This is a genomic window from Streptomyces sp. NPDC012637 (assembly GCF_042954805.1).
Classification (GTDB): domain Bacteria; phylum Actinomycetota; class Actinomycetes; order Streptomycetales; family Streptomycetaceae; genus Streptomyces.
Map to the genome: position 1 here is coordinate 1406900 of NZ_JBIBDS010000001.1, position 23950 is coordinate 1430849.

23 protein-coding genes are annotated in these 23950 nt (G+C 73.6%); 8 read left to right on the forward strand and 15 right to left on the reverse strand.

All coding sequences use genetic code 11. The annotated features are described in order from the left end of the window. Window positions 1-7: 7 nt before the first annotated feature. The gene (locus tag ACFY8W_RS06360) at window positions 8-976 is read left to right on the forward strand and encodes an FAD-dependent oxidoreductase (protein ID WP_391100917.1); all 969 of its coding nucleotides are present in this window, start codon (window positions 8-10) and stop codon (window positions 974-976) included. 314 nt (window positions 977-1290) lie between these two features. On the opposite strand, the gene ACFY8W_RS06365 is transcribed toward ACFY8W_RS06360, so the two are convergent. Further along, the gene (locus tag ACFY8W_RS06365) at window positions 1291-1599 is read right to left on the reverse strand and encodes a hypothetical protein (RefSeq protein ID WP_391100919.1); all 309 of its coding nucleotides are present in this window, start codon (window positions 1597-1599) and stop codon (window positions 1291-1293) included. Window positions 1600-1715: 116 nt separating this feature from the next. After that, complete coding sequence (locus ACFY8W_RS06370) at window positions 1716-3023, reverse strand: M14 family zinc carboxypeptidase (protein WP_391101749.1); 1308 nt, start codon at window positions 3021-3023, stop codon at window positions 1716-1718. A 209-nt stretch (window positions 3024-3232) separates the two neighbouring features. Between ACFY8W_RS06370 and ACFY8W_RS06375 the strand changes: the two genes are divergently transcribed. Then, window positions 3233-4774: a M1 family aminopeptidase gene (locus ACFY8W_RS06375; RefSeq protein ID WP_391100921.1), complete on the forward strand. Its 1542-nt coding sequence runs from the start codon at window positions 3233-3235 to the stop codon at window positions 4772-4774. 155 nt (window positions 4775-4929) lie between these two features. Here ACFY8W_RS06375 and ACFY8W_RS06380 read toward each other — a convergent pair whose 3' ends face one another. Then, window positions 4930-5481, reverse strand: coding sequence for a GNAT family N-acetyltransferase (locus ACFY8W_RS06380; RefSeq protein WP_391100923.1), 552 nt, complete (start codon window positions 5479-5481; stop codon window positions 4930-4932). Between the two features lie 47 nt (window positions 5482-5528). Here ACFY8W_RS06380 and ACFY8W_RS06385 point away from each other — a divergent pair, with 47 nt between their 5' ends. Further along, the gene (locus ACFY8W_RS06385) at window positions 5529-6119 is read left to right on the forward strand and encodes a TetR family transcriptional regulator C-terminal domain-containing protein (protein ID WP_391100925.1); all 591 of its coding nucleotides are present in this window, start codon (window positions 5529-5531) and stop codon (window positions 6117-6119) included. Window positions 6120-6126: 7 nt separating this feature from the next. Here ACFY8W_RS06385 and ACFY8W_RS06390 read toward each other — a convergent pair whose 3' ends face one another. Further along, a complete protein-coding gene (locus tag ACFY8W_RS06390; RefSeq protein WP_391100927.1) occupies window positions 6127-6936 on the reverse strand; it encodes a dienelactone hydrolase family protein in 810 nt (269 codons plus the stop codon). 488 nt (window positions 6937-7424) lie between these two features. Between ACFY8W_RS06390 and ACFY8W_RS06395 the strand changes: the two genes are divergently transcribed. Then, on the forward strand, window positions 7425-8354 hold the full coding sequence (locus ACFY8W_RS06395; protein ID WP_391100930.1) for a helix-turn-helix domain-containing protein: 930 nt from the start codon (window positions 7425-7427) through the stop codon (window positions 8352-8354). 63 nt (window positions 8355-8417) lie between these two features. Here the strand turns inward: ACFY8W_RS06395 and ACFY8W_RS06400 are convergent, their stop codons facing one another. Both ACFY8W_RS06400 and ACFY8W_RS06405 read right to left on the reverse strand, forming a co-directional pair. Continuing rightward, on the reverse strand, window positions 8418-9296 hold the full coding sequence (locus tag ACFY8W_RS06400; protein WP_391100932.1) for an oxygenase MpaB family protein: 879 nt from the start codon (window positions 9294-9296) through the stop codon (window positions 8418-8420). A 525-nt stretch (window positions 9297-9821) separates the two neighbouring features. After that, complete coding sequence (locus tag ACFY8W_RS06405; RefSeq protein ID WP_391100934.1) at window positions 9822-10310, reverse strand: hypothetical protein; 489 nt, start codon at window positions 10308-10310, stop codon at window positions 9822-9824. 183 nt (window positions 10311-10493) lie between these two features. On the opposite strand from ACFY8W_RS06405, the gene sph reads away from it, so the two are divergent. Beyond that, a complete protein-coding gene (gene sph, locus ACFY8W_RS06410) occupies window positions 10494-11495 on the forward strand; it encodes a sphingomyelin phosphodiesterase (RefSeq protein ID WP_391100937.1) in 1002 nt (333 codons plus the stop codon). A 251-nt stretch (window positions 11496-11746) separates the two neighbouring features. On the opposite strand, the gene ACFY8W_RS06415 is transcribed toward sph, so the two are convergent. Both ACFY8W_RS06415 and ACFY8W_RS06420 read right to left on the reverse strand, forming a co-directional pair. Then, entirely contained in the window at window positions 11747-12214 is a 468-nt protein-coding gene (locus ACFY8W_RS06415; RefSeq protein ID WP_391100939.1) for a hypothetical protein, read from the reverse strand. 102 nt (window positions 12215-12316) lie between these two features. Then, window positions 12317-12799: an Appr-1-p processing protein gene (locus tag ACFY8W_RS06420; RefSeq protein WP_391100942.1), complete on the reverse strand. Its 483-nt coding sequence runs from the start codon at window positions 12797-12799 to the stop codon at window positions 12317-12319. Window positions 12800-12876: 77 nt separating this feature from the next. Here ACFY8W_RS06420 and ACFY8W_RS06425 point away from each other — a divergent pair, with 77 nt between their 5' ends. Then, complete coding sequence (locus ACFY8W_RS06425) at window positions 12877-13617, forward strand: MerR family transcriptional regulator (RefSeq protein WP_391100944.1); 741 nt, start codon at window positions 12877-12879, stop codon at window positions 13615-13617. Window positions 13618-13748: 131 nt separating this feature from the next. Here the strand turns inward: ACFY8W_RS06425 and ACFY8W_RS06430 are convergent, their stop codons facing one another. The 4 genes from ACFY8W_RS06430 to ACFY8W_RS06445 form a co-directional block, all read right to left on the reverse strand. Next, window positions 13749-15941, reverse strand: coding sequence for a 3-hydroxyacyl-CoA dehydrogenase NAD-binding domain-containing protein (locus tag ACFY8W_RS06430; RefSeq protein WP_391100946.1), 2193 nt, complete (start codon window positions 15939-15941; stop codon window positions 13749-13751). 38 nt (window positions 15942-15979) lie between these two features. Next, window positions 15980-17203, reverse strand: a complete 1224-nt coding sequence (locus ACFY8W_RS06435; RefSeq protein ID WP_391100948.1) for an acetyl-CoA C-acetyltransferase — start codon at window positions 17201-17203, stop codon at window positions 15980-15982. Between the two features lie 85 nt (window positions 17204-17288). Further along, a complete protein-coding gene (locus ACFY8W_RS06440) occupies window positions 17289-18440 on the reverse strand; it encodes an acyl-CoA dehydrogenase family protein (protein ID WP_391100950.1) in 1152 nt (383 codons plus the stop codon). Beyond that, a complete protein-coding gene (locus tag ACFY8W_RS06445; RefSeq protein WP_391100952.1) occupies window positions 18437-19603 on the reverse strand; it encodes a CoA transferase in 1167 nt (388 codons plus the stop codon). The genes ACFY8W_RS06440 and ACFY8W_RS06445 overlap by 4 nt, the downstream gene beginning before the upstream one ends. Window positions 19604-19844: 241 nt before the next feature. Between ACFY8W_RS06445 and ACFY8W_RS06450 the strand changes: the two genes are divergently transcribed. Next, window positions 19845-21032, forward strand: coding sequence for a saccharopine dehydrogenase NADP-binding domain-containing protein (locus ACFY8W_RS06450; protein WP_391100954.1), 1188 nt, complete (start codon window positions 19845-19847; stop codon window positions 21030-21032). Between the two features lie 13 nt (window positions 21033-21045). On the opposite strand, the gene ACFY8W_RS06455 is transcribed toward ACFY8W_RS06450, so the two are convergent. Both ACFY8W_RS06455 and ACFY8W_RS06460 read right to left on the reverse strand, forming a co-directional pair. Then, window positions 21046-21468 (reverse strand): VOC family protein, encoded by a 423-nt coding sequence (locus ACFY8W_RS06455; RefSeq protein ID WP_391100957.1) that lies wholly within the window; start codon window positions 21466-21468, stop codon window positions 21046-21048. 65 nt (window positions 21469-21533) lie between these two features. Next, window positions 21534-22235 (reverse strand): endonuclease V, encoded by a 702-nt coding sequence (locus tag ACFY8W_RS06460; RefSeq protein ID WP_391100959.1) that lies wholly within the window; start codon window positions 22233-22235, stop codon window positions 21534-21536. 158 nt (window positions 22236-22393) lie between these two features. Between ACFY8W_RS06460 and ACFY8W_RS06465 the strand changes: the two genes are divergently transcribed. Then, entirely contained in the window at window positions 22394-22693 is a 300-nt protein-coding gene (locus ACFY8W_RS06465) for a YciI family protein (protein ID WP_391100962.1), read from the forward strand. Between the two features lie 53 nt (window positions 22694-22746). Here the strand turns inward: ACFY8W_RS06465 and ACFY8W_RS06470 are convergent, their stop codons facing one another. Beyond that, a complete protein-coding gene (locus tag ACFY8W_RS06470) occupies window positions 22747-23898 on the reverse strand; it encodes a WD40/YVTN/BNR-like repeat-containing protein (RefSeq protein ID WP_391100965.1) in 1152 nt (383 codons plus the stop codon). Window positions 23899-23950 lie beyond the last annotated feature (52 nt).

Consider the following 23950-nt stretch of genomic DNA (forward strand, 5'->3'; position numbering starts at 1 on the left):
TCCGGGCATGGACAGCGAGGTGATCGTGGTGGGCGGCGGCGTCGTCGGACTGACGACGGCGGTCCGGCTGGCCGAGCGCGGGCTGCGGGTCAGGGTCTGGTCGCGGGACGAGGCGACGGAGACCACGTCGGCGGTGGCGGGTGCCTTGTGGTGGCCGTACCGGATCGAGCCCGCGGCCGAGGCCGGCGCGTGGGCGCTGGCCTCGCTGCGCGTGTACGAGGAGCTGGCCGCCGATCCGGACGGGACGGGCGTGCGGTTCGTGCCGGGCGTGCACGCCGACACCGAGCTGGCCGGTCTCGGCGGCTGGGCAGGCGAGGTCGGTGGGCTGCGCCGGCTGCCGGCGGAGGAGGTGCCGGGGCCGTACGGGGTCGGGCTCGCGGCCCGGCTCCCGCTGATCGACATGCCGGTGCACCTGGGCTGGCTGCGCGGGCGTGCGGCGGAGCTGGGCGTGCGGTTCGAGCGGCGTACGGCGGCGGGTCCCGCCGAGGCGGGCGCGTGTGCGCCGGTGGTGGTGAACTGCACGGGGCTCGGCGCGCGGGAGTTCGTGGGCGATGCCGGGATGCGGGCGGTGCGCGGCCAGTTGGTGCTGGTGGAGAACCCGGGCGTGGAGGCCTGGTTCACGGCGGCGGACGGGGCGTCCAGCGAGACGACGTACTTCTTCCCGCAGCCGGGGCGGCTGATCCTGGGCGGTACGGCCGAGGAGGACGACGAGCGCACGGATCCCGACGGGGCGACGGCCGAGGCGATCGTCGAGCGGTGTGCCCGCATCCTGCCCGAGCTCGCGGACGCCCGGGTCCTGGGCCACCGGGTGGGCCTGCGCCCGGCCCGGGTGGGCGGGGTACGCCTGGAGTCCGAGCCGCTGGCGGGCGGCGGGACCCTCGTGCACAACTACGGTCACGGCGGCGCGGGCGTCACGGTGGCCTGGGGCTGCGCGGACCGGGTGGCGGAGCTGGCGACGGCGGCGGACCGGATCTGAGCTGACCGGCCCGGCGGAGCCGGCGACGGCAGCGGCGACGGCGACGGCGACGGCGACGGCGACGGCGACGGCGACGGCGACGACGGCAACGGCAACGGCAACGGCAACGGCGAACCGGATCCGACCGGCCCGGCGGGCCGACGGTGACGAACCGGACCTGACCACCCCAGCGACGGCAGCGGCGGCGGCCCTGGCCTGACCGCCCCGGCCGCCGCGCGAAGGCGCCCGCCCCGGGGCCGTACGGCTCCGGGGCGGGCGTCGTGTCACACGAGGTGCGGCCGCGTCGGCTCAGGGCCGACGCGGCTCCGTCCTGCTCAGCGCGGGAACGGCTTGGCCGCGGAGTCGTCCGCGTCCTCGCAGGCCTTGGCCTTCCGCTCCAGGGCGGCGGCCTGGGCGCGGGCCTTGCGGGCGGCGGCCTTCTCGCCCATTCGGTCGAGCTTGGCGGCCTTGGCACGCAGGTCCGCGGCGTCCTGGCGCAGCTCCGCGGGCTTGCAGATGACCGCCCGGCCGGCCGCCTGGGCGGCCGGTGCGGTCGCGGCCTGGCCGAGCAGCAGGCCCCCGGCCAGCAGCGTCGTGGCGGCCAGGGCCGACAGGGTGCGGCGCAGCGGCGTCGCGTTCGTCATGGTTCTCTCCAACTTCCGGGCCCTGCGGGCCCGTTCAGGTATGGTCAATACCGGTGGGTAACCATAACCCGGAATGATCATCGATCACGCCGTGGCTGACGGCGCTCACCGCCTCCTCAACACCTCTCCACAGGCTCTCCGCGAGTGAGTCCGTACCCGGCGCGCGGGTCGAGCAGCAGCGGGACGAGCGCGCGTTGCGACTGACGCAGCGGGACGAGCACCCCGCCGCCGTCCACGGCGCGCACGACGACGCCGTGCAGCTCCAGTTCGTCGGCCACGCCGGCGTACTGAACCGCCGTCAGCCGGTAGGCGCAGGGCGGGTCCTGGAGGATCTCGGTGGGTTCGGCCGGGTCGTTGTCGGCTCCGCCGAGGAGGACCGGGCCGCGGTCGGCGAAGCCCGTCACGCGTGCGTGCGCGGTGGCCGCCGTCAGCCGGCCCCGGCGCTCGTCGAGGTAGGCGAACGCACCCTTGAGGGCGGCCCGTTGGGTGGTGACCCGGCGGCGGTGGTTGAGGGCCGGGTCGTCCTTCTCCGCCGGGTCGAGCGCGTCCTCGCGGGTCTCCACGAGCAGTCCGACCGCGTGCTTGACGCCCGCGGTGTTGCGCAGGATGCGCTCCTGGCCGTCGCCGGCGACCTGCTTGACCGGCTTGCCGGTGAAGGGGTCGGTCCAGATGCCGTAGATGCCGGTGCTGAAGCCGGCGAGTCCGGCGGCGGGGCGCACGTACGACTCGGAGAGGCCCTGGGACTCCTCGTGGACCGCCGGGTCGGTGTTGAGGTTGCGCGGCCAGAGGGCCAGCAGTTCCTTGTCGTAGTAGGGCGGGGTGGCGCCGTACTCGTGGAGGTCGTAGACGAGTTCGGGGCGGCGGTCGCGGATCACGGCGGCGAGTGCCCGGGCCTCGGCGGTGCGCAGGACGAGGTGGTCGCGGTTGATGTCGATGCCGTCGCTGTTGCCCCGGGTGTTCGCCTCGCGGCCGTCGGGGTTGGCGGTCGGCACCACGAGGAGGGTGGTGCGGGCCAGGAAGCGCCGTGTCTCCCGGCCGCGGTCGTACGCGAGGTCGCGCAGGGTGCTCAGACAGGCTTCCCGGCCCGAGGGTTCGTCGCCGTGCTGGGAGCAGATGAGGAGCACGGTCGTCGGACCGGTGCCGAGGGTGGCGAGCCGCAGGGGGCGGCCCTGCGCGGTGCTGCCGATGGTGCGGACGGACAGGCGGGCGCTCGCCCGGTCGACGGCGGCCAGGAAGGCCGTCTCCTCGTCCTCGCCGGTCCACCGGGCGCCGCCGCTCTCCTCGAAGCCGGTGCGCGGCGCGGGCGGCGGGAGCGCGCTGCCTGCCGCCTCGTTGGGGGCGGCCAGCAGCGGCAGACCGAGGGCGGCGACGCCCGCCGTGACAAGGAGCGCGCGCCGGGGGGTGCGGAGGGTGCGGGTCGTCATCGGCATGGGGCGGAACGTACCCCGGTCGACTCCTGCGCAAAAGAGTGCCGTCACGGACAAGCGGTACGGGCGGTTCATGTCGGCCGAATGGCGATCATGTGACGGGCGGTGCTCTGGACGTGACGGCCCGTCGGTGGTCTGAATAGTGTCGCACTAAGGACCGACGACCACCCGTGCGTCTTACGTTTCTTATGACTTGGGGAGCACCTGTGCACCGCAGAATCATCGTCCCGAGCGCCCTCGCGGCCTCCCTGCTGCTGGCGATCCCGGCATCGGCGGCCGACTTCCAGGTGGGCGCGCCGGGCATCGGCGACTCCTACTACCCCGCCAGCGGTAACGGCGGTTACGACGTCTCCCACTACGACCTGCGGCTGAAGTACCAGCCCGCGACGGACCTGCTGGAGGGCACGGCGACGATCCTCGCCACCACCAGGCAGAACCTCTCCCGCTTCAACCTCGACCTGGGCCTCAAGGTCAGCGAGGTACGGGTGAACGGCCGCGTCGCGAAGTTCGCCACGTCCGGCGACCACGAGCTGGAGGTCACCCCGGCCGTCCCGCTCGAGAAGAACAAGCCGGTCTCGGTCGTGGTGCGTTACGCGGGGAAGCCGTCGGAGCTGAAGATCGGTGGCTGGACGGCCTGGCACCGCACTCCGGACGGCGGAGTGGCGGCGCAGGAGCCGGATTCGGCCGTCTGGTGGTTCCCGTCCAACGACCACCCGCTGGACAAGGCCACCTTCGACGTCTCGGTCTCGGTGCCGGACGGCACGCAGGCGATCAGCAACGGCGTCCTGCAGTCGCAGTCCTCCCGGCTGGGCTGGACGCGCTACAACTGGCGCTCCAACAAGCCGCAGGCGACGTACCTCGCCACGCTCGCGGTGGGCAAGTTCGACATCACCACGGACAAGACGGCGAACGGCCTTCCGGTCCTCAACGCCTACAGCAAGGACCTCGGCGACAACGCGGGCTCGGCGCGCGCCTCGATCGAGCGGACCACCGAGGTCGCGGAGTGGCTGGAGTCGGTCTTCGGCCCGTACCCCTTCAACTCCCTCGGGGGCTACGTCCCGAACGTGACCAGCGGCTACGCCCTGGAGACGCAGACCCGGCCGTTCTACAGCCCGCGGCAGTTCGCCAACGGTGCGAACGTCTCGGTCGTCGTCCACGAGCTGGCCCACCAGTGGTACGGCGACAGCGTGTCGGTCGCCGACTGGAAGGACATCTGGGTCAACGAGGGCTTCGCGCGCTACAGCCAGTGGCTGTGGTCGGAGAAGGAGGGCGAGGGCACGGCCCAGGAGCTCGCCGACTACGTCTACCAGACGCGTGCGGCGGACGACCCGTTCTGGACGGTGAAGCCGGGCGACCCGGGCGCAGACGACCAGTTCCACATCGCCGTGTACGACCGGGGCGCGCTGGCGCTCCAGGCCTTGCGCAACGAGATCGGCGACGAGGACTTCTTCGCGATCCTCAAGGGCTGGCCGCAGGAGAACGCGTACGGCAACGCGCGCGTGGCCGACTTCGTGAAGTACGCGGAGCGGGTCTCGGGCAAGCCGCTCGCCGGGCTCTTCGACACCTGGCTCTACCAGCCGGTGAAGCCCTCGGCGCCGACGGCCGCCGAGGCGGGTCTCGCGGCGGCTCCGCAGGCGGCGCCGACCGTCCGCACGGCGCCCGGCGCGAAGGCCGTGAAGCCGGTGCAGCCGAAGTCGTGGAAGAAGATCGCGGAGACGAACACGGTCCACGAGCACGACGCGCACTGACGCGTGACCGGCGCGCACTGACGCGTGACCGGCGCGCCGTGGCGCGCGCGGACCGGCGCCTTCGTCCCGCGGTCGGGCGGGACGGAGGCGCCTTCTCGTCGTCCGGGGTCGCCGGGCGGTACGGGCGCCGACCGGTGTCCGCGCCGCGCCGCCGGTCAGGTGCGACGGGCCCGCCACTCCCGGGCGAGGATGCCCCACAGCTGCTGGTCGTGACGGGTGCCGCCGTAGGGCCAGGACTCGCGCCGGGTGCCCTCCAGCGTCATGCCGAGGCGCTCGGCCACCGCGGAGCTGCGGGCGTTGTCGGCGCGGCAGTGCCACTCGGCGCGGTGCAGGCCGCGCTCGACGAGGGCCCAGTCGAGCAGGACGGCGCAGGCCCGGGTGACCAGGCCGTGGCCCTCGCCCGCGGGTTCGAGCCAGCAGCCGAGCTCGCAGCTGCCGCCGGCGGCGTCGAAGGCCGTGAACATCACGCCGCCGACCAGGGTGCCGTCGAGCCAGATGCCGTAGAGACGGCCGCCGTCGGCCGCCTGGCGCTCGCCGTAGCGGACCAGGGTGCCCCGGGCCCCCTCGACGCCGTCGGTGACGAAGGCCTGCCCGACCCACGGCCGGATGTGCTCGCGCGCCCGGTCCAGGTGGGCGGCGAACTCCTCGGCGTGCCGGGCCTCCAGCGGACGGAGCTCGGCGTTGTCCCGGAGCGGGAGGGCGAACATGAGGACCTCATTTACACAACAAGCGTTATGGCCATTACGGTAGCAGCATGGCACGATCCAAGGGCGACCACGAGGCCCGGCGCCGCGAGGTCTCCGAAGCGGTCTGGCGGGTCCTCGCCGCCCGGGGCTTCGGCGGGCTCACGCTGCGCGCCGTCGCCGCCGAGCTGGGTGCCACCACCGGCCTGCTGACCCACTACTTTCCGGCCAAACGCGACCTGGTCCGGCACGCCCTCGACCTGCTCGACGAGCGCACCACCTCCCGCCCCCGCCGCGCCGGAGGGACGGGGCTCGCCGCCGTACGGGCCGCACTCCTGGACGTCCTGCCGCTGACGCCCGAGGCCACGGCGAGCAACCGGATCTGGGTCTCCTCCTGGGACACCGCGCTCGCGGACCCCGGCCTGAGCGAGGACCACGCCGCCCGGTACGCCCGCGGCCGGGCCCGGCTCGCCGAGCTGATCGCGACGGCGCAGGAGCGGGGCGAGCTCCCGCCGGGCGATCCCGGCCGTCTGGCGGCCGGCGCGCACTCCTTCGCCCTCGGCCTGGTGGTCCAGGCCCTGCTCAGCCCGACGGCCTTCCCGCCGGAGCGCCAGACCGAACTCGTCGACGACTACCTGGCAGCGCTCGGCACGGGGGGATGACCGGACGTCAGGCATCCTGCGGGTACAGGCGTTCGGCGAGGAAGGCGAGGATCTCGTCCCTGGCCCGGAGCGTGGGATGGCCGGCCTCGTCGACGAGATGGGCGGTCACGACGCTGTGCGGGGTGCCGACCAGGCCGGCGAAGAAGGGCGGCGGAGCCGGGTTGGCGGCGGCGTCCGGGAGGACGCGCCCGTCGAAGGAGTCGCCGAGCAGCGCTCGGTAGGCGGCGAAGCGCTGTCCCGTGCACCAGCGGTCGCCCTCGAAGCGGTAGGCGAGGACGGTGAGTCCGTCGCGGGCGAGCCGGTCGCGCACGGCGCGCGCGTCCTCGGCGTCGAGTTCGAGCCCGCCCGGGTCGTCGAGCGGCAGCGACGGGTGGTTCACCACCGGGGCGAGCACCGCCGGCTCCAGGGCCATGGCGAGGGCGAAGTTGCCGGTGAAGCACAGGCCGATCGCCCCCACCCCGGGCCCGCCGCACGCGGCGTGGGCCTGGCGCGCCAGGCCGCGGAGCCACGACGTGACGGGGCTGGTGCCGCCTCCGGCGAAGGCGCGGAACTCCGCGCTGGCACAGGCGCGGCGGACGACCTCCCGGCCGCCCTCGACGGTGGGGTGGGCACCGTCCGTCCCGAACAGGGAGGGCACGTGGACGGTGAAGCCGGCGTCCCGCACCCAGCGCGCGAGCCGCAGGACGTCGGGGCTGATGCCGGGCATCTCGGGCAGCAGCACGACCGCGGGCCCGGCCCCGGCCACGTACACCGTCTTCTCCACCCCCTCCACGGTCATGCTCCGGCGGGTGAAGTCGCTGATCGGATCGTCGGTCATGGGCACAGCGTGGCCCGGTGCCCGGCGGTCCGTTGAGGGGCTGGATCGCCGAGCCCGGGGGTAATCTCGCCACGCGACGACCGGTCGGAGGGGGCGGGCGGGGGGCGGGGGGCGGGAATACGGGCGGGGGGACGGGGTGGCGTTGGCGGGGCGGTGACGGTGACGGTGACGGTGACGGAGGGACGATCACGGAGCGGGGGACGATGAAAGAGCCGACGCGGCGGGCGGAAGAGCGTCGGGGTCGTGACTCCGCGGCGGAGGAGCATCGGGGTCGTGACCCCAGGGCGGAAGAGCGTCGGGGTCGTGACCCCAGGGCGGAAGAGCGTCGGGGTCGTGACCCCAGGGCGGAAGAGCGTCGGGGTCGTGACCCCGCGGCGGAGGAGCCTCGGGTTCCTCGCTCTCGCGCTGAGGAGCGTCCAGCTCCTGGCTCCGGGACCGGGGCGCTGCGGGTCGGTGTCCTCGCCTACCCGGGCTGTTTCGCCTCCGAGGTGTACGGGATCCCCGACCTGCTGACGATGGCCGCGCACGTCGCCGGACCCGACGCGCCCGGCTACCAGGTGTCGGTCCTCTCGCCCCGTCGCCGGGTCACCGCTTCGGGCGGCACGAGCCTGGACGTGCGTCCGCCGCGCGAGGTCGACGTCCTCGTCGTGCCGGGTTTCGAACTCCTCCCGAACACGGACCTCGACGAACGCCTCGCCCGGCTCGCACCCGAGATCGCGGTGATCCGCACGCGGGCCGCCGCCGGCACCGCCGTCGTGTCCCTCTGCGTCGGCGCGTTCCTGCTCGCCGAGGCGGGACTGCTCGACCGGCGCCGCGCCACCACGTCCTGGCTGTACGCCGACGAGCTGGCCCGGCGCTGCCCCGGCGCGGACGTCCGGCCGGAGCAGCTCGTCGTCACCGACACGGGCGTGACGACCACCGCCGCCTTCACCGCCATGTACGACTTCGCGCTTGACCTGATCCGCCGGCACGGCGGCGCCCGGGTGGCCAGGACCACCGCACGGGTGGCGCTCGTCGACGACGCCCGCAGCTCCCAGAGCCCGTACGTCGACCCCAGGCTCCTCCCCCAGCCGGGCGGCGACTTCTCCCAGCGGGTCATGCGGCGGCTCGACCAGAACCTCGCCGAGCGGTACGACCTCGCCGCGCTCGCCGCCGCCTTCCGGGTCAGCAGCCGCACGCTGCTTCGCCGCTTCGCCGAGGAGACCGGGCGCAGCCCGCTGGCACATCTGCAGGCCTCCCGGGTCCGCCGCGCCCGTCACCTCCTGGAGACCACCGACCGCACCGTCGCCGCCGTCGCCGCGGCCGTCGGCTACCGGGACCCCGGCACCTTCGCCGCCCTCTTCGCCCGTCACACGGGCCACCGCCCGAGCGCCTACCGGACGGCCTTCCGCCGCACGGACCGGAATCCCGCAGCCTAGGCCGCTTCTTTCGGGATCGGGGCCGGACAGGCCGCGGACCGGCCAAGATCCGGGAGAGACGGCCTAGGACCGCCGCGCCTCGCGGCGGGCCTTCGCCCGGGCCTCGCGGGCCAGCGGGAGGTAGCGCAGACGCTCGGGGAGCACGGGCACGACGGTTCGTACGACACGGGTGAGGCGGCGCAGCCGGCGCTCCTGGGCCGGGGACCACTCCAGGCCGATGGCGGCGCGGGCCTCCGGCGGCATGAGCCCGACGGTGAGGAAGGCGCGGGCTCGGAGGAAGGGACCGCGGAGCAGCGGCCACAGGGCGGCGAGGGCGAGCCGTACGGGCAGCGGACCGCGGTCCGGGGCAGGTACGGGCACGTCCGTGGCGACCAGTTCGCGGACGACGGCGGTGGCCTCCAGCTCCTCGTCGAGGACCCGGCGGTAGTACGGCCAGAACTCCTCGATCGACTGCGGCATGTCGCGGTCGTGGATGCCGAGCACCCGGCCGACCTGGAGCCACTCCGCGTACAGCCGCCGCTCCTGGGCCTCGGTGAGGGGGCGGGCGAGGTAGCTCAGGCCGTGGCGGTACACGGGGAAACCGGTGGCGTGCACCCACGCGTAGTAGGCGGGGTCGAGCGCGTGGTATCGGCGGCCGTGGGCGTCGGTGCCCTGGATCTCCTTGTGGAGCGCGCGCAGCCTGCGGCCTTCTTCGGCGGCCCGCTCGCCGCCGTAGATCCACAGTTGGAGGGAGCGCAGCGAGCGCTCGCCGCGGCCCCACGGGTCGGTGCGGAAGACGGAGTGGTCGTCGACTCCGGCGCCGATGGCGGGGTGGGCGACCTGCATGGTGAGCGCCGCGGGCAGCATGAGCAGGGCCCGGACGTCCCCGGCGACGGTCCACAGCACGCCGCCGACGGGCGGCGGCACGGGCTCCGGGCGGGCGGCCCGCGGGCGCGCTGCCACTCCCGGTACCGCGGAGGCTCCGGCCCGCCCGGGAGGCGCGGCACCCGCGGGAGCGGCTACCCCGGCTGCCCCGGCGATCCCCGCGACCCCGGCGGGAGCCGGCTCCGGGTCCGGGGACGGGCGCGGGGCGGACGGGGCTCCCGGCGTACGCGAGGCCGCCGGCCCTGCGGGTGCGCGCGACGCCGCCGGTGCGTGCGACTCCGTCGGCCCGGCGGGTGTGCGCGGTGCCGTCGGTCCGTGCGACTCCGTCGGCCCGGCGGGTGTGTGTGCCACCTGCCCGTGCTGCGTCGCCGGTCCGGCGGGTGTGCGCGGTGCCGTCGGTCCGTGCGGCGCGTGGTCGTCGTGGTCCGTCAACGCGGTGTCCCTCTCGTTCTCCCAGGCTGCCCGGGTCCCGCGCGGCGGGCAAGGCGTCCGCTCGCACGGATGCCCGGCCCGCGGCGCACCCCGCCTGGATACGACCCGGGGCCGCGGCCCGGGCCTGTCGGAACGGCCCGGGGCGCGGCCCCTGCGGATGTGCGTGGTGCGTCAGGCGCGGTCGGCGCCGACCGGCTCGCCGACGATGCGGCCGGCCAGGGAGCGGGCCCAGGCGTCGACGTCACCGGCGAGCTCGCGCTCGGCGGCCTCGCGCTCGACGGCGATCTGCTCGTGACCGGAGGCGAGGATGCGCTCGCGCTCGGCGATGCCCTCGGCGCGGGCGGCGGCGATGGCCTGGGAGCCCTCCTCGGTGGCCTGGGCGCGGATGCGCGCGGCGTCGTGGCGGGCCTCGGCGAGCTCGGCCTCGTACTGCTCGCGGATGGCGGTGGCCTCGGCACGCAGGTCGTCGGCACGCTCGGTGCCGCCGTCGATGGCGTCCTCACGCTCGGCGAGCGTGCGCTTGATCTTCGGCAGGATCCCCTTGGCCAGGATCAGGAAGGTCAGGCCGAAGAGGACGGCGCCGAGGATGAGCTCGGCCCAGACGGGGTTGAGCGGTCCCAGGTCGGTGGGGAAGATCTGCGAGTTCTGCGCGAGGGTCATGCGCGCATCCTACCTGGTCGCAAAACTCTCAATTCAGGCAGATACCGGGGAGGCGCCGGAGAGTTGGTGTGTTCGTGCGAGCTGCGCAATATTCGCGGCACCCAAAGGCTACCGGAAGGTAACCACGGCTGATTTGATGTGCGGCGCCCGGTCCAACCCCCCACCCTCATTTGGGAGTTCATCGTGCGTTCCACCGCGCTCCGCCGCATACCCGGCGCCGCACTCTCGGCCGCGCTCGCCGCCACCACCCTGGCCGTCGCCGCCCCCTCCGCCTCGGCCGCCGACACCGCGGCCACCGCCGCGACGCCGAACCTGAAGGTGCTGACGTACAACGTCTTCCTGTTCTCGAAGACCCTGTACCCGAACTGGGGCCAGGACCACCGGGCCGCGGCGATCCCCGCGGCGTCCTTCTTCCAGGGCAACGACGTGGTCGTGCTCCAGGAGGCCTTCGACAACTCCTCCTCCGAGGCGCTCAAGAGCAAGGCGGCCGCCCAGTACCCGTACCAGACGCCGGTCATGGGACGCTCCAAGACGGGCTGGGACGCCACGAGCGGCGCCTACTCCGCCACGACGCCGGAGGACGGGGGCGTGACGGTCCTCAGCAAGTGGCCGATCGTCCGCAAGGAGCAGTACGTCTACAAGGACGCCTGCGGCGCCGACTGGTACTCGAACAAGGGCTTCGTCTACACGGTCCTCGACGTCAACGGCACCAAGGTGCACGTGGTCGGCACCCACGCCCAGTCCACCGACCCGGGCTGCTCGGCGGGCGAGGCGGCGCAGATGCGCAGCCGGCAGTTCAAGAACATCGACGCCTTCCTCGACGCCAAGAACATCCCGGCGGGCGAGCAGGTGATCGTCGCGGGCGACATGAACGTGGACTCGCGGACGCCCGAGTACGACACGATGCTCGCCGACGCGGGCCTGGCCGGCGCGGACGCCCGCACTGGTCACCCGTACTCCTTCGACACGACGCTCAACTCGATCGCGCACGACCGCTACCCGACCGACCCGCGCGAGGACCTCGACTACGTCCTGTTCCGCGCCGGTCACGCCCGCCCGGCGGGCTGGACGAACAACGTGATCCCGGAGCAGAGCGCGCCGTGGACCGTCTCTAGCTGGGGCACGCGCTACACGTACACGAACCTGAGCGACCACTACCCGGTGACGGGCTACTCGGCGGGCTGACCCTGCCGGAAGGCGGAAGGCGGAAGGCAGACGGCTGACGGCTGACGGCTGACGGCTGACGGCTGACGGCTGACGGCATACAGCGGACTGCAGACAGCTGACGGCAGACGCCTGACGGCAGACGACAGACAGCGGCGGCGCCGTGGGCTCGTGCGGAGCTCACGGCGCCGTCGCGCGTGAAGATGCGGGGACGTCCGCAAACATCCGGGGACATCCGGGCCCTTCGGCCCGCCCCGTACGCCGGCGGTCCCCTAGTACGCGCCGCCGAAGACGCTGTACGCCCAGAGGGCGACGACGCCCCCCACGCACAGCAGGATCACCCACGAGCCGACGCCGGTGTGGCGCCCCTTGCCCGGCCGGACCGGCCTGCTCTTCGCGGGCCTCGCCTTCCTCGCCGGCCGGGAGGTCCCGGCCGTCGAGGGCGCGGCCTCGGCGGCGGTCTCCGCGAGCAGCCGGCGGCAGACCGCGGCCAGCTCGCCGGTGCCTGAGGTCAGGTCCACCACGACCTCGAGCCGGGCGGGCGCGGTCGTCCCGCCGTCGAGGATCCGGCCGGCTCGGACCCGCGCCTGGTCCTTGCCTCCGGTCGGCGACAGACTGATCCACCGCCGCACGTGCTCGCCCCGGATCACCACACCGCCGTCGCGTTCGCGGTACACGGTGTGCTCCCGCCACAGGAGTCGGGCCAACTCGGTGGCCGTCTCCCTGAGTTGCGCCTGCATGCGCCTCCCCCTGCCTCGCGCCTGAATTCGAACAGGCGCCTGACTCTAGCGTCCGCCCAGCGCCCTCTTCCCCCGGGGGCCGGACCGGGCCCCGCATACTGCCTACGCCCCGAAGTCGTACACCGTGACCGGTATCCCCCGCGCCACCAGCCGCTCGGCTATCAGCGGCTCGACCCGCGACCACTTCCCGCCCGCGAGCCCGCAGCCGATCCGGGGCATGTGCACGGAGGCCCCGAGCTCCGCCGCCCGGTCGGCGAGCAGCGCGAGCGCGGCGTCGATCGCCTCGTACCGCACCGGCACCCCGCTGCTCCGCCCCGTCCGTATCCCCCGCTGCCCGACCAGGTTGGCCACCCACACGTACGGCTCCACCTGGACGAACTGGGCCGCCCCGAGACCGAAGTCGTTCCCCGCGCGCTCGCGGTGCCAGCGGCGGAAGGCCGCCTCGGGCTCGGGCCAGCGCCGCGAGACGGCCAGCACGAAGCCCTTGCCCCAGCCGCCCAGGTCGTTGCAGACGTGGGCGATGATCTTGACGCCTTTGCCCTGCGGCGCGGTGGCGTCCCCCCGTACGTACTCGATCACGCTCATGGACCCACCGTACGAGCCGCCACTGACATCGCCCCATGTCTTTTACAGCGGTGGTGAGACAGCAATACTGTTGAACCATGGAGCACGCGAGCGACGAGCAGGCCGCAGCGCCGGCCTACACGGTGGACGAGCTGGCCGCGCGGGCCGGGGTGACCGTGCGGACCGTGCGGTTCTACGGGACTCGGGGGCTGCTTCCGCCGCCCGTCATCGGGCCGCGCCGGGTGGGGCACTACGGGCCGGCGCACCTGTCGCGGCTCGCCCTGATCGAGGAGCTGCAGCGGCAGGGCATGACGCTCGCCGCGATCGAACGCTATCTGGAGCAGTTGCCGGCCGATCTGAGCGCCCAGGACCTGGCGATCCACCGGGCCCTGGTGGCCTCGTGGGCGCCGGAGTCCGCCGAGGCGATCACCCGGCAGGAGCTGGAGCGCCGGGCGGGGCGTCCGCTCGCGGACCGCGACGTGGACCGGCTGGCGGCGATGGGCGTGCTCGACAGGGGGCTGGACCCGGACGTGTTCCGGCTCGACGGCTCCCTGCTGCGGCTCGGCGTCGAGCTGCTCGACGTGCCCATCGAGCACGAGACGATCCTCGCCTCCCGGACCGTGCTCCTGGAACACGCGCGCAGCGCGGCGCAGGAGCTGGCCCGGCTGTTCCAGGAGCAGGTGTGGAACCCGTACCGGGAGAGCGGCGCGGACCCGGACCACCTGACGGCGATGAAGTCGCTCTCGGCGCACATGCAGCCGATGGTGGTCCAGGCCCTGGTCACGGCCTTCCAGCGGTCGCTCAGGGAGGAGCTGAGGACCGCCTTCAGGAGCCCGTGACGGCTGAGGCGTCACCCGGCCGCCGGTTCGGGCCGCCCGCCCGTCGGTCAGGGCCGACCCGGCCTTCGGCTCGGGACGCCCGGCCGTCGGGGCAGGCCCAGCCGTCTGTGCGAGCCCGCCCGCCCGTCGGCTCAGGCGTCGGTGAAGACCTCGCCCCGCTGGGCCTTCTCCACCAGGAGGGCCGGCGGGTTGAACCGCTCGCCGTACGTGGCCGCCAGCTCGCGCGCCCGCTCCACGAAGGCGGCGACGCCGACCTCTCCGCCGGCGCCGCCGTCGTAGCCGTTGATGTACTGGAGCACGCCGCCGGTCCACGCGGGGAAGCCGATGCCCAGGATGGAGCCGATGTTGGCGTCCGCGACGGAGGTCAGGACGCCCTCCTCCAGGAGGCGGACGGTGTCCAGGGCCTCCGCGAAGAGCATCCGCTCCTGCATGTCGCGGAACGGGATCTCGACCTCGGGCTTGGTGAAGTGCTCGCGCAGGCCCGGCCACAGCCTGCCGCGCCTGCCGTCCTCGCCGTACTCGTAGAAGCCGGCGCCGCCGCTGCGGCCCGGGCGGCCGAACTCGTCGACCATGCGGTCGATGACGATCTCGCCGGGGTGCGCGATCCAGGTGCCGCCGGCCTCCTCGACGGCCTTGCGCGTCTCGTTGCGGATCTTGCGGGGCAGGGTGAGGGTCAGCTCGTCCATGAGGGAGAGGACCTTCGCCGGGTAGCCGGCCTGGGCGGCGGCCTGCTCGACGGAGGCGGGCTCGGCGCCCTCGCCGACCATGGCGACGCCCTCGTTGATGAAGTGGCCGATCACCCGGGAGGTGAAGAAGCCGCGCGAGTCGTTGACGACGATCGGCGTCTTGTTGATCTGGCGGACCAGGTCGAAGGCGCGGGCCAGGGCCTCGTCACCGGTGCGCTCGCCCTTGATGATCTCGACGAGCGGCATCTTGTCGACGGGCGAGAAGAAGTGCAGGCCGATGAAGTCGGTCTGCCGCTCGACGCCCTCGGCGAGGTCCGTGATGGGCAGGGTGGAGGTGTTGGAGCAGAGCAGCGCGTCGGGCTCGACGACGTGCTGGACCTCCTGGAAGACCTTGTGCTTGAGGGAGGTGTCCTCGAAGACCGCCTCGATGACGGCGTCGCAGCCGGCCAGGTCGGCCACGTCGCCGGTCGGGGTGATCAGGGCGAGCAGCGCGTCGGCCTTCTCCTGGGTGGTGCGGCCCTTGGCGACGGCCTTGGCACACAGCTTCTCGGAGTAGCCCTTGCCCTTGGCGGCGGCCTCGCCGCTGACGTCCTTGAGGACCACCTCGATGCCGGCGCGGGCGCAGGAGTACGCGATGCCTGCGCCCATCATGCCCGCGCCGAGCACGGCGACCTTGCGGACCTTGCGGGGCTCGATGCCCCGGGGGCGGTTGGCGCCGGAGTTGACGGCCTGGAGGTCGAAGAAGAACGCCTGGATCATGTTCTTCGCGGTCTGGCCGACGACCAGCTCGGTGAAGTAGCGGCTCTCGATGGTGAGCGCGGTCTCGAAGTCGACCTGGGAGCCCTCGACGGCCGCGGCCATGATGTTGCGCGGAGCCGGGTAGGGCGCGCCGTTGAGCTGCTTGCGCAGGTTGGCGGGGAAGGCCGGCAGGTTGGCGGCGAACTTGGGGTTCGACGGGGTGCCGCCGGGGATCTTGTAGCCGGGCACGTCCCAGGGCTGCCGGGACTCGGGGTGGGCGTCGATGAAGGCGCGGGCCTTGGCGAGCATCTCCTCCGGCGTGGCGGCCAGCTCGTGGACGAGGCCGTTGTCCAGGGCGCGCTTCGGGGTGTACTGGGTGCCCTGGAGCAGCACCTTGAGCAGGGCGTCGGTGATGCCCATGAGGCGTACGGTACGGGCGACTCCGCCGCCGCCCGGGAGCAGGCCCAGGGTGACCTCGGGCAGGCCGATCTTGGAGCCGGGCGCGTCGAGGGCGACGCGGTGGTGGGACGCGAGCGCGATCTCGTAGCCGCCGCCGAGCGCGGCGCCGTTGATGGCGGCGACGACGGGCTTGCCGAGGGTCTCGATGCGGCGCAGCGAGTCCTTGATCTCGATGGCGGTGTCGAAGATCGCCTGGGCGTCCTCGGGTCCGGCCTTGATCATGTCCTTGAGGTCGCCGCCGGCGAAGAAGGTCTTCTTCGCGGAGGTGTAGACGATGCCGCGGATGGAGTCCTGCTCGGCCACCGCGCGGTCGGCGATCGCCTTGATGGAGGCCCGGAAGGCCTGGTTCATGGTGTTCGCGGACTGGTCGGGGTCGTCGAGGACGAGGGTGACGACGCCGGTCTCGTCCTGCTCCCAGCGGATGGTGGTGCTCTCGCTCATGCTGATGCTTCTCCGTAAGAAGGGTTCGGACCGGGCGGTCAGAAGCGCTCGACGCGCTCGACGATCGTGGCGATGCCCATGCCGCCGCCGACGCAGAGGGTGGCGAGGCCGTAGCGCTTGTCCTGTCGCTCCAGCTCGTCGACGAGGGTGCCGAGGATGATCGCGCCGGTGGCGCCGAGCGGGTGGCCGAGCGCGATGGCGCCGCCGTTGACGTTGACCTTGTCGAGGGAGATGCCCATGTCCTTGACGAAGCGCAGGACGACGGCGGCGAAGGCCTCGTTGATCTCGATCAGGTCGATGTCGTCGATGGTGAGTCCGGCCTTGGCGAGCGCCTTGCGGGTCGCGGGGGCGGGGCCGGTGAGCATGATGGTGGGCTCGGAGCCGGAGACGGCGGCGGAGACGATCCGGGCGCGCGGGGTCAGGCCGTGGCGCTCGCCGACCTCGCGGGAGCCGATGGCGACGAGGGAGGCGCCGTCGACGATGCCGGAGGAGTTGCCCGCGTGGTGGACGTGGTCGATCTCCTCGATCCAGTGGTACTTCTGCAGCGCGACCGCGTCGAAGCCGCCGAGCTCGCCGATGTCGGCGAAGGAGGGCTTGAGCCGGGCGAGGGAGTCGGCGGTGGTGCCGGGACGCATGTGCTCGTCGTGGTCGAGGACGGTGAGTCCGGCGCGGTCCTTGACGGGGACGACGGAGCGGTCGAAGCGGCCGTCCTTCCAGGCTGCGGCGGCGCGCTCCTGCGAGAGGGCGGCGTACTCGTCGACGTCGCGCCGGGAGAAGCCCTCGATGGTGGCGATGAGGTCGGCGCCGATGCCCTGGGGGGCGAAGTTGGTGGCGATGTTGGTCATCGGGTCGGCGAACCAGGCACCGCCGTCGGAGGCCATCGGCACCCGGGACATGGACTCGACGCCGCCGGCCAGGACCAGGTCCTCCCAACCGGAGCGGACCTTGGCGGCGGCCAGGTTGACGGCTTCGAGACCGGAGGCGCAGAAGCGGTTCTCCTGGACGCCGGCGACGGTGTCGGGGAGGCCGGCGGCGATGGCGGCGATACGGGCGATGTCGGAGCCCTGGTCGCCGACGGGGCCCACGACGCCGAGGACGATGTCGTCGATGGCGGCCGGGTCGAGTCCGGGGAAGCGGGCGCGGATCTCGTGGATGAGGCCGACGACGAGGTCGATCGGCTTGGTGCCGTGCAGGGCGCCGTTGGCCTTGCCGCGGCCGCGCGGGGTGCGGATCGCGTCGTAGACGTACGCTTCGGTGGTCACGGTGTTGCCTTTCGGGCGAGTCACTGAGGGTCGGGCGAGGGGTTGGGGGTCAGGCCCCGGTTTCGGGTCGGGCCAGGACCACGGGTCAGGCGAGCAGGGAGCGGCCGATGATCTCCTTCATGATCTCGGTCGTCCCGCCGTAGATGGTCTGGATCCGGCCGTCGGTGAAGGCCCTGGCGACCGGGAATTCGCTCATGTAGCCGTATCCGCCGTGCAGTTGCAGACAGCGGTCGGCGACCCTCTTCTGCAGCTCGGTGGCCCACCACTTGGCCATGGAGGCGTGCACGGCGTCGAGCCCGCCGCCGTCCGGGTCCGTGTGCTCCTCGACGCAGCGGTCGAGGAAGGTACGGGTGACGGCGCACTCCGTGGCCATCTCGGCGATCTCGAAGCGGACGTGCTGGAGCCTGGCCAGCGGGCGGCCGAAGGCCTCGCGCTCCTTGACGTAGGTGGTGGTGAGTTCCAGGAGGTGTTCGGCGCCGGCGATGGCGGCGACCGCGATGGCGAGCCGTTCCTGGGCGAGGTTGGTCATCAGGTGGACGAAGGCCCCGTTGAGCTCGCCGAGCAGGTTCTCCTTGGGGACGCGGACGTCGTGGAAGAAGAGCTCGGCGGTGTCCTGGGACTTCTGGCCGATCTTGTCGAGGTTCCGGCCGCGCTCGAAGCCCGCCGCGCCGCGTTCGACGACGAGCAGGGAGAGCCCGTGGGCGCCGCCCTCCGGGGTGGTCCTGGCGACGACGATCACCAGGTCGGCGAGGATGCCGTTGGAGATGAAGGTCTTGGAGCCGTTGAGGATCCAGTGGTCGCCGTGGTCCTCGGCCGTGGTGCGGATGGCCTGGAGGTCGGAGCCGGCGCCGGGCTCGGTCATCGCGATGGCGGTGACGGTCTCGCCGCTGCAGAAACCGGGCAGCCAGCGGCGCTTCTGTTCCTCGGTGGCGAGCGAGGTGAGGTAGGGCCCGATGATGTCGTTGTGCAGGCCGATGGCGAGGCCGGGCGTGCCGGCCCGGGTGAACTCCTCGGCGAGGACGACGCTGTAACGGAAGTCGGGATTCCCGCCGCCGCCGTACTCCTCGTCGACGGCGAGGCCGAGCAGGCCCTGCCGGCCGGCGGCCCGCCACACCTCGCGGGAGACGATGCCGTCCTTCTCCCACTGCGCGTAGTGGGGCAGCACCTCCTTGGCGAGGAAGGTGCGGACGGTCTCGCGGAAGGCCTCGTGGTCGGCGGTGTAGAGCCGGCGCTTCATGCCTGCTGCTCCTTGGCGGCTGGGTCGGATACGGGGGTGACGAGTGCGGGTACGGCCCAGTCGCGGGCGACCTCCTCGGTGTCGCCGCCCGGCAGGGCGGGCCCGGTGCGGACCGCGCCGGGGGTGACGGAGAAGCGCGGCGCGGGCGCGGGCTGGACGAGCCCCTCGTGCTCGACGAAGGTGCCGCGGGCGGCGAGGTGCGGGTGGCCGGGCGCCTCGCGCATCGAGAGGACGGGGGCCACGCAGGCGTCGGTGCCCGCGAAGACCTCCGTCCACTCCTCTCTCGTACGGGTACGGAAGCGCTCGGCGACGGCGCCGCGCAGCTCGGGCCAGCGGGCGAGGTCGCGGCGGGCCGGGGCGGTCTCCTCGATGCCGAGGAGCCGGACGAACTCGTCGTAGAACTGCTGCTCCAGGGCGCCGACGGCCATGTATCCGCCGTCGGAGGTCTCGTAGGTCCCGTAGAAGGGGCAGCCGCCGTCGAGCAGGTTGACCCCGCGCCGGTCCTGCCAGCCGCCGGCGGCGAGCATGCCGTGGATCATCGTGGCGAGGTGGGCGGCGCCGTCGACGATGGCGGCGTCGACGACCTGGCCCTCGCCGTGCGCGCGGGCGTGCTGGAGGGCGGCGAGGACGCCGATGACGAGGTAGAGGGAGCCGCCCGCGTAGTCGCCGACGAGGTTGGCGGGGATGGTGGGCGGGCCGTCCGGGTCGGGTCCGATCATGCCGAGGGTGCCGGTGAGGGCGAGGTAGGCGATGTCGTGTCCGGCGGTGGCGGCGAGCGGGCCGTCCTGGCCCCAGCCGGTCATCCGGCCGTAGACGAGCCGCGGGTTGCGCGCGAGGCAGGCCTCGGGGCCGACGCCGAGGCGCTCGGCGACGCCGGGGCGGTAGCCCTCGACGAGGACGTCGGCCCGTTCGACCAGGTCGAGCACGGTGTCCGGGCCGCCGTCGGCCTTGAGGTCGACGAGAACCGAGCGCTTGTTGCGGTTGGTGAGGTCGTACGCGGGGTCGACACCGAGGCCGGGGCCGCCGGGCCGGTCGACGCGGACGACGTCGGCGCCGAGGTCGGCGAGCAGCATGGCGGCGAAGGGGCCGGGGCCGATCCCGGCCAGCTCGACCACACGGACACCGGAGAGCGGGCCGCCACGGGACGGGCGCGGAGTCGTCATCGAGTCCCCAGGGTTCGCGGATGGGTGACAGCGGAGCACCGGACGGTGAACATCACCGCGAGTGTGACAGTGATGATGTAACACCGGAGATGCTAGGAACGTGTTCCACTCCGCACAAGCCCCCTGGCCGACCGGGGGCCGGGAAAACGCCCGGCGTCGGGGCGGGCCCGGTCTTCCGCTAGAGTCCGCCGACGACATGCGCGCCGGGGGTGGCGCGGCGACATCGGAGGGGCTGGGCTGGATGGAGACTGGGGCGGCCGTACGGCCGTACGACGTGGTCCTCTTCGGGGCGACGGGATTCGTGGGCGAACTCACCGCCGAGTACCTGGCCGAGCACGCCCCGGCGGACTGCCGCTGGGCCCTGGCCGGCCGCAGTCTCGGCAAGCTCACCGCCCTGCGTGACCGGCTCGCCGCGCGCCGGCCCGGGTGCGCCGGGATCCCGCTGCTCGTCGCCGACTCCACCGACCCGGAGTCGCTGCGCGAACTCGCCGGTGCCGCCCGGGTCGTGGCCAGCACCGTCGGCCCGTACGTCTGGTACGGAGAGGAGCTGGTCGCCGCGTGCGCGGAGGCCGGAACCGACTACCTGGACCTGACCGGCGAGGCGGAGTTCGTCGACAGGATGTACGTGCGGTACGACGCCCGCGCCCGGGAGACCGGCGCCCGGCTCGTGCACGCCTGCGGCTTCGACTCGGTCCCGCACGACCTGGGCGTCTACTTCACGGTGCAGCAGCTCCCGGAAGGGGTTCCGCTGCGGATCGACGGCTTCGTGCGGGCCGGCGCGATCTTCTCCGGCGGCACGTTCGCCTCGGCGCTCACCGCCTTCGGGCGCGGCCGGGAGATCCTGCGCGCCGCGCACGAGAGGCGGCTGCACGAGCCGCGGCTGGTGACCCGGCGGGCGCGGGCGCCGCTCGGCGGGCCGCGGTTCAGCCGCGAGACGGGGACCTGGGCGCTGCCGCTGCCCACGCTCGACCCGCAGGTGGTGGCGCGCTCGGCGCGGGCCCTGGACCGTTACGGTCCGGACTTCCGCTACCGCCACTACGCCTCGGTGAAGACCCTGCCGATGGCGCTCGGCGGTTCGGCGGTGGTGAGCGCGGGCGCGCTGGCGGCCCAACTCCCGTTCGTGCGGAACTGGCTGATGGGCCGTTACGAGCCGGGGCAGGGGCCGAGCGCGGAGCGGCGGGCGCGCAGCTGGTTCACGGTCCGCTTCGTCGGGGAGGGCGGCGGACGGCGCGTCCTCACCGAGGTGTCGGGCGGCGATCCCGGCTACGACGAGACGGCGAAGATGCTCGCCGAGTCGGCGCTGTGCCTCGCGTTCGACGACCTGCCGAAGACCTCCGGGCAGGTCACCACGGCGGTCGCGATGGGCGGCGCGCTGGTGGACCGGCTGGTGGCGGCGGGGCTGCGCTTCCGGGTGGCGCACTCGGGCTGAACGCCCGCGGCGCTCAGTGCCGTACGAGACAGAACGGGTGACCGGCCGGGTCGGCGTAGATCCGCCAGGCCCGGTCGCCGCCCTCGCTGTCGAGGCGCCAGGCACCGAGCGCGACGACGGCCTCGTGGGCCTCGTCGAGGTCCGCGACCCGCACGTCGATGTGGAACTGCTGCTCGGGCGATCCCCACACCGGTGGCCGGTGGTCGGCCACGCCCTGGAAGGCGAGCACGGGAGCGCCGCCGGCGCCGTGCAGGGTGGCCCAGGCGTCGCCGACCGCCCACTGCGGGTCGGGGCGGTTGATCTCGCCGCCGAGCAACCGCTGGTAGAACGCCGCGAGTTCCATGACGTCGGGGCAGTCGAGGACCACGCACTGCAGGGTGCCGACGGGGGCGGCGGGGGTGGTGGGGGTGGTGCGAGCGGAATGGGGGGAAGTCATGCCCACACTCTGCCGCCCCAGGGTCACGGGGCGATATCCGTACGGGTACTCACTCGTCCCGGGTGTCACTCGGGCCTCGTGCTCAGCGCCTCCTGGAGGGCCCGGCGACACAGGGAGTCGGCGTGCCGGGTGGTCTCGGGGAGGCGGTAGCGCGGGCTGAGGTGGAGCGTGTGGGCGCAGGCCCGGTCCAGCGAGACCCGGTGTCCGACGGAGACGAAGACCGGCTTGACGCCGGCGCGGGTGCGCAGCGCGCGGCCGACGGTCTCACCGTCGGCGACGAGGTCGCCGAACTCGCCGCGGTCCTGGCCGGGTTGCTCGTAGGAGAAGGTGAACGGGTTCTTGGCGACGCCGATGGACGGCAGCCCCGTGAGCACGCCGAGATGACTCGCGAGGCCGAAGCGGCGGGGATGGGCGAGCCCGTAGCCGTCGCAGACCAGCAGCCCCGGCCCGGCGGTGAGCCGCCCGAGCGCGGCGAGCACGGTCGGCACCTCGCGGAACGCCAACAGTCCCGGCACATAGGGGAACGACACCCGCCCCACGGCGGTCGCCTCCTCCACCACCTCCAGGGTCCGCCCGTCGAGTACGACGGCCGCGGCCGCGACGAGATCCCGCTCGTCGTCATAGGCGACGTCGACCCCGGTCACGTTCCCCTCCCCGACTCCCGGCCCCTCCTCCCCCACCACGAGCCGCCCCCGCAAGTCCTCCTGTACGGCCAGGGCCGTCTCCTCGTCGACGGGCCAGCCGTCGGGAACCTCGATGATCGTCATGGTGGGGACCCTACGCGCCGCGGGCCGAGGGGGCCGCATGCGTCGCCGGACCCCTGCGTCAGGCGCGCCTCATGAACGAGGACGACCGCGAGTCGCACTCCAACGCCCCTGCCCGGGCGATCCGATGGCCCCGGGAGGGGCGGGGTAGCCTGGCGATCATGTTCGTACTCGAGTTGAGTTACACCGCTCCGCTGGAGCGGGTCGACGCGCTCCTTGACGCTCATGTCGCATGGCTGGAAGCGCGGTACGCCGAGGGCGTGTTCCTGGCGTCCGGGCGGAAGGAGCCGCGGGACGGCGGGGTGATTCTGGCCGGCGGGGTCGGTCGCGCGGAGATCGAGGAGATCGTGGCGACCGACCCGTTCAGCGTCGAGGGCGTGTGTGCGTACCGGATCGTCGAGTTCTACGCCACGAAGACCGTGGCCGGACTCGCGCCGTTCCGGGACGAGTTGCCCGGCTAGGACGCGTCTCCCGGACCGGGCCGGGACGCCGGCAGGATCCGGAAGACACGCGCCTAGGACGTGCGGAGCAGGGCCCGCGCGATGCGGCCCTTCTCGCCCGAGGCCCAGCACGCGCCGTCCAGGGTGCAGTCGACCGTGTCGTACGAGCCGGGGTCGACGGTGCGCCAGGTGCGGCCGCCGTCGGTGGTGAGGTCCGTGCCGGTGGGGCCGACCGCGAGGGCGGAGGACCGGGTGTGCGGGAGCCAGGCGACGCCCGAGCGGTAGGCGGGCGGCGGCGTGGCGGCCGCCGTCCACGCGCGGCCCGCGTCGCCGGTGACGGCGGCGGCCCGCGGCGAGGGCTGGTCCCTGCGGTAGTCGCCGCCGACCGCGATGCCGTGCCGGCGGTCGCGGAAGGCGAGCCCGAACACGCCCTTGGCACCCTCGCCCGCCGGGATGGTGGTCTCGGTGGCGGTCCAGGTCAGTCCCCGGTCCGCCGAGTGCAGCACCCTCCCGGTCGCCCCGCCGCCGGTCGCCAGCCAGACGTCCCTCGGCCCGGCCGACACGAGGCACTGGCCGCTCGCCGCGAAGCCGGCCTCTCCGGGCAGCGCGTCCGGCATGCCGTCGTCCGGCAGGACCTCCCAGGACCGGCCGCCGTCGCGCGTCGACAGGATGCGGTACCGGCCGTCCACCGGGTCGCTCATCGCGAGTCCGTGCCGCCGGTCGAAGAAGGTCATGCAGTCGTAGAAGGCCCGCGGGTCGGTGTTCCGGAAGGACTCCGTCCAGGTCTCGCCGCCGTCCTCGGTGCGGTAGACCCGTGACGCCTCGCCCTCGCCGATGGCGAGGACCACCGCGCGCCGGGCGTCGAAGGCCTCCACGTCACGGAACTCCAGCTCCCCGGCGCCGGCCGGCGAGACGTTTCGCCAGCTCTTCCCGCCGTCGGTGGTGCGCAGCACCGTCCCCTTCGAACCGGCGGCCCAGGCCACGGAGCGGCTGACCGCGGCGAGCCCGCGGAAGCGGGCGTCCGTACCGGTCGCGGTGAGCCGCCACTCGCCGGGCACGCGCTCCCCCGCCGCGGCCGGCACCGCCGTGACGGCCGTCGCGAGCACCGCCCCCGCGAGTCCCGCGGCGAGTCCCGCCGCCCACACGCGGCCCGGCCGGCGCGCCCGCCCCGTCCTGCTCGTCCTGCTCGTCTCTCGCGTCGTTCTCGTCTTCCCCATGGACGTCATGCCGCCGGAAGCTAGCCCACCCCGAAGATCCCGTCCAGAGTGCCGGAGTGCG

Excerpts from the sequence above, each read along its gene's own strand:
- ACFY8W_RS06360 (WP_391100917.1), top strand. The coding sequence starts at position 8 with ATGGACAGCGAGGTGATCGTGGTGGGCGGCGGCGTCGTCGGACTGACG.
- ACFY8W_RS06365 (WP_391100919.1), bottom strand. The coding sequence starts at position 1,599 with ATGACGAACGCGACGCCGCTGCGCCGCACCCTGTCGGCCCTGGCCGCC.
- ACFY8W_RS06370 (WP_391101749.1), bottom strand. The coding sequence starts at position 3,023 with ATGACGACCCGCACCCTCCGCACCCCCCGGCGCGCGCTCCTTGTCACG.
- ACFY8W_RS06380 (WP_391100923.1), bottom strand. The coding sequence starts at position 5,481 with ATGTTCGCCCTCCCGCTCCGGGACAACGCCGAGCTCCGTCCGCTGGAG.
- ACFY8W_RS06385 (WP_391100925.1), top strand. The coding sequence starts at position 5,529 with ATGGCACGATCCAAGGGCGACCACGAGGCCCGGCGCCGCGAGGTCTCC.
- ACFY8W_RS06390 (WP_391100927.1), bottom strand. The coding sequence starts at position 6,936 with ATGACCGACGATCCGATCAGCGACTTCACCCGCCGGAGCATGACCGTG.
- ACFY8W_RS06405 (WP_391100934.1), bottom strand. The coding sequence starts at position 10,310 with ATGACCCTCGCGCAGAACTCGCAGATCTTCCCCACCGACCTGGGACCG.
- ACFY8W_RS06415 (WP_391100939.1), bottom strand. The coding sequence starts at position 12,214 with ATGCAGGCGCAACTCAGGGAGACGGCCACCGAGTTGGCCCGACTCCTG.
- ACFY8W_RS06420 (WP_391100942.1), bottom strand. The coding sequence starts at position 12,799 with ATGAGCGTGATCGAGTACGTACGGGGGGACGCCACCGCGCCGCAGGGC.
- ACFY8W_RS06425 (WP_391100944.1), top strand. The coding sequence starts at position 12,877 with ATGGAGCACGCGAGCGACGAGCAGGCCGCAGCGCCGGCCTACACGGTG.
- ACFY8W_RS06430 (WP_391100946.1), bottom strand. The coding sequence starts at position 15,941 with ATGAGCGAGAGCACCACCATCCGCTGGGAGCAGGACGAGACCGGCGTC.
- ACFY8W_RS06440 (WP_391100950.1), bottom strand. The coding sequence starts at position 18,440 with ATGAAGCGCCGGCTCTACACCGCCGACCACGAGGCCTTCCGCGAGACC.
- ACFY8W_RS06445 (WP_391100952.1), bottom strand. The coding sequence starts at position 19,603 with ATGACGACTCCGCGCCCGTCCCGTGGCGGCCCGCTCTCCGGTGTCCGT.
- ACFY8W_RS06450 (WP_391100954.1), top strand. The coding sequence starts at position 19,845 with ATGGAGACTGGGGCGGCCGTACGGCCGTACGACGTGGTCCTCTTCGGG.
- ACFY8W_RS06455 (WP_391100957.1), bottom strand. The coding sequence starts at position 21,468 with ATGACTTCCCCCCATTCCGCTCGCACCACCCCCACCACCCCCGCCGCC.
- ACFY8W_RS06460 (WP_391100959.1), bottom strand. The coding sequence starts at position 22,235 with ATGACGATCATCGAGGTTCCCGACGGCTGGCCCGTCGACGAGGAGACG.
- ACFY8W_RS06465 (WP_391100962.1), top strand. The coding sequence starts at position 22,394 with ATGTTCGTACTCGAGTTGAGTTACACCGCTCCGCTGGAGCGGGTCGAC.
- ACFY8W_RS06470 (WP_391100965.1), bottom strand. The coding sequence starts at position 23,898 with ATGACGTCCATGGGGAAGACGAGAACGACGCGAGAGACGAGCAGGACG.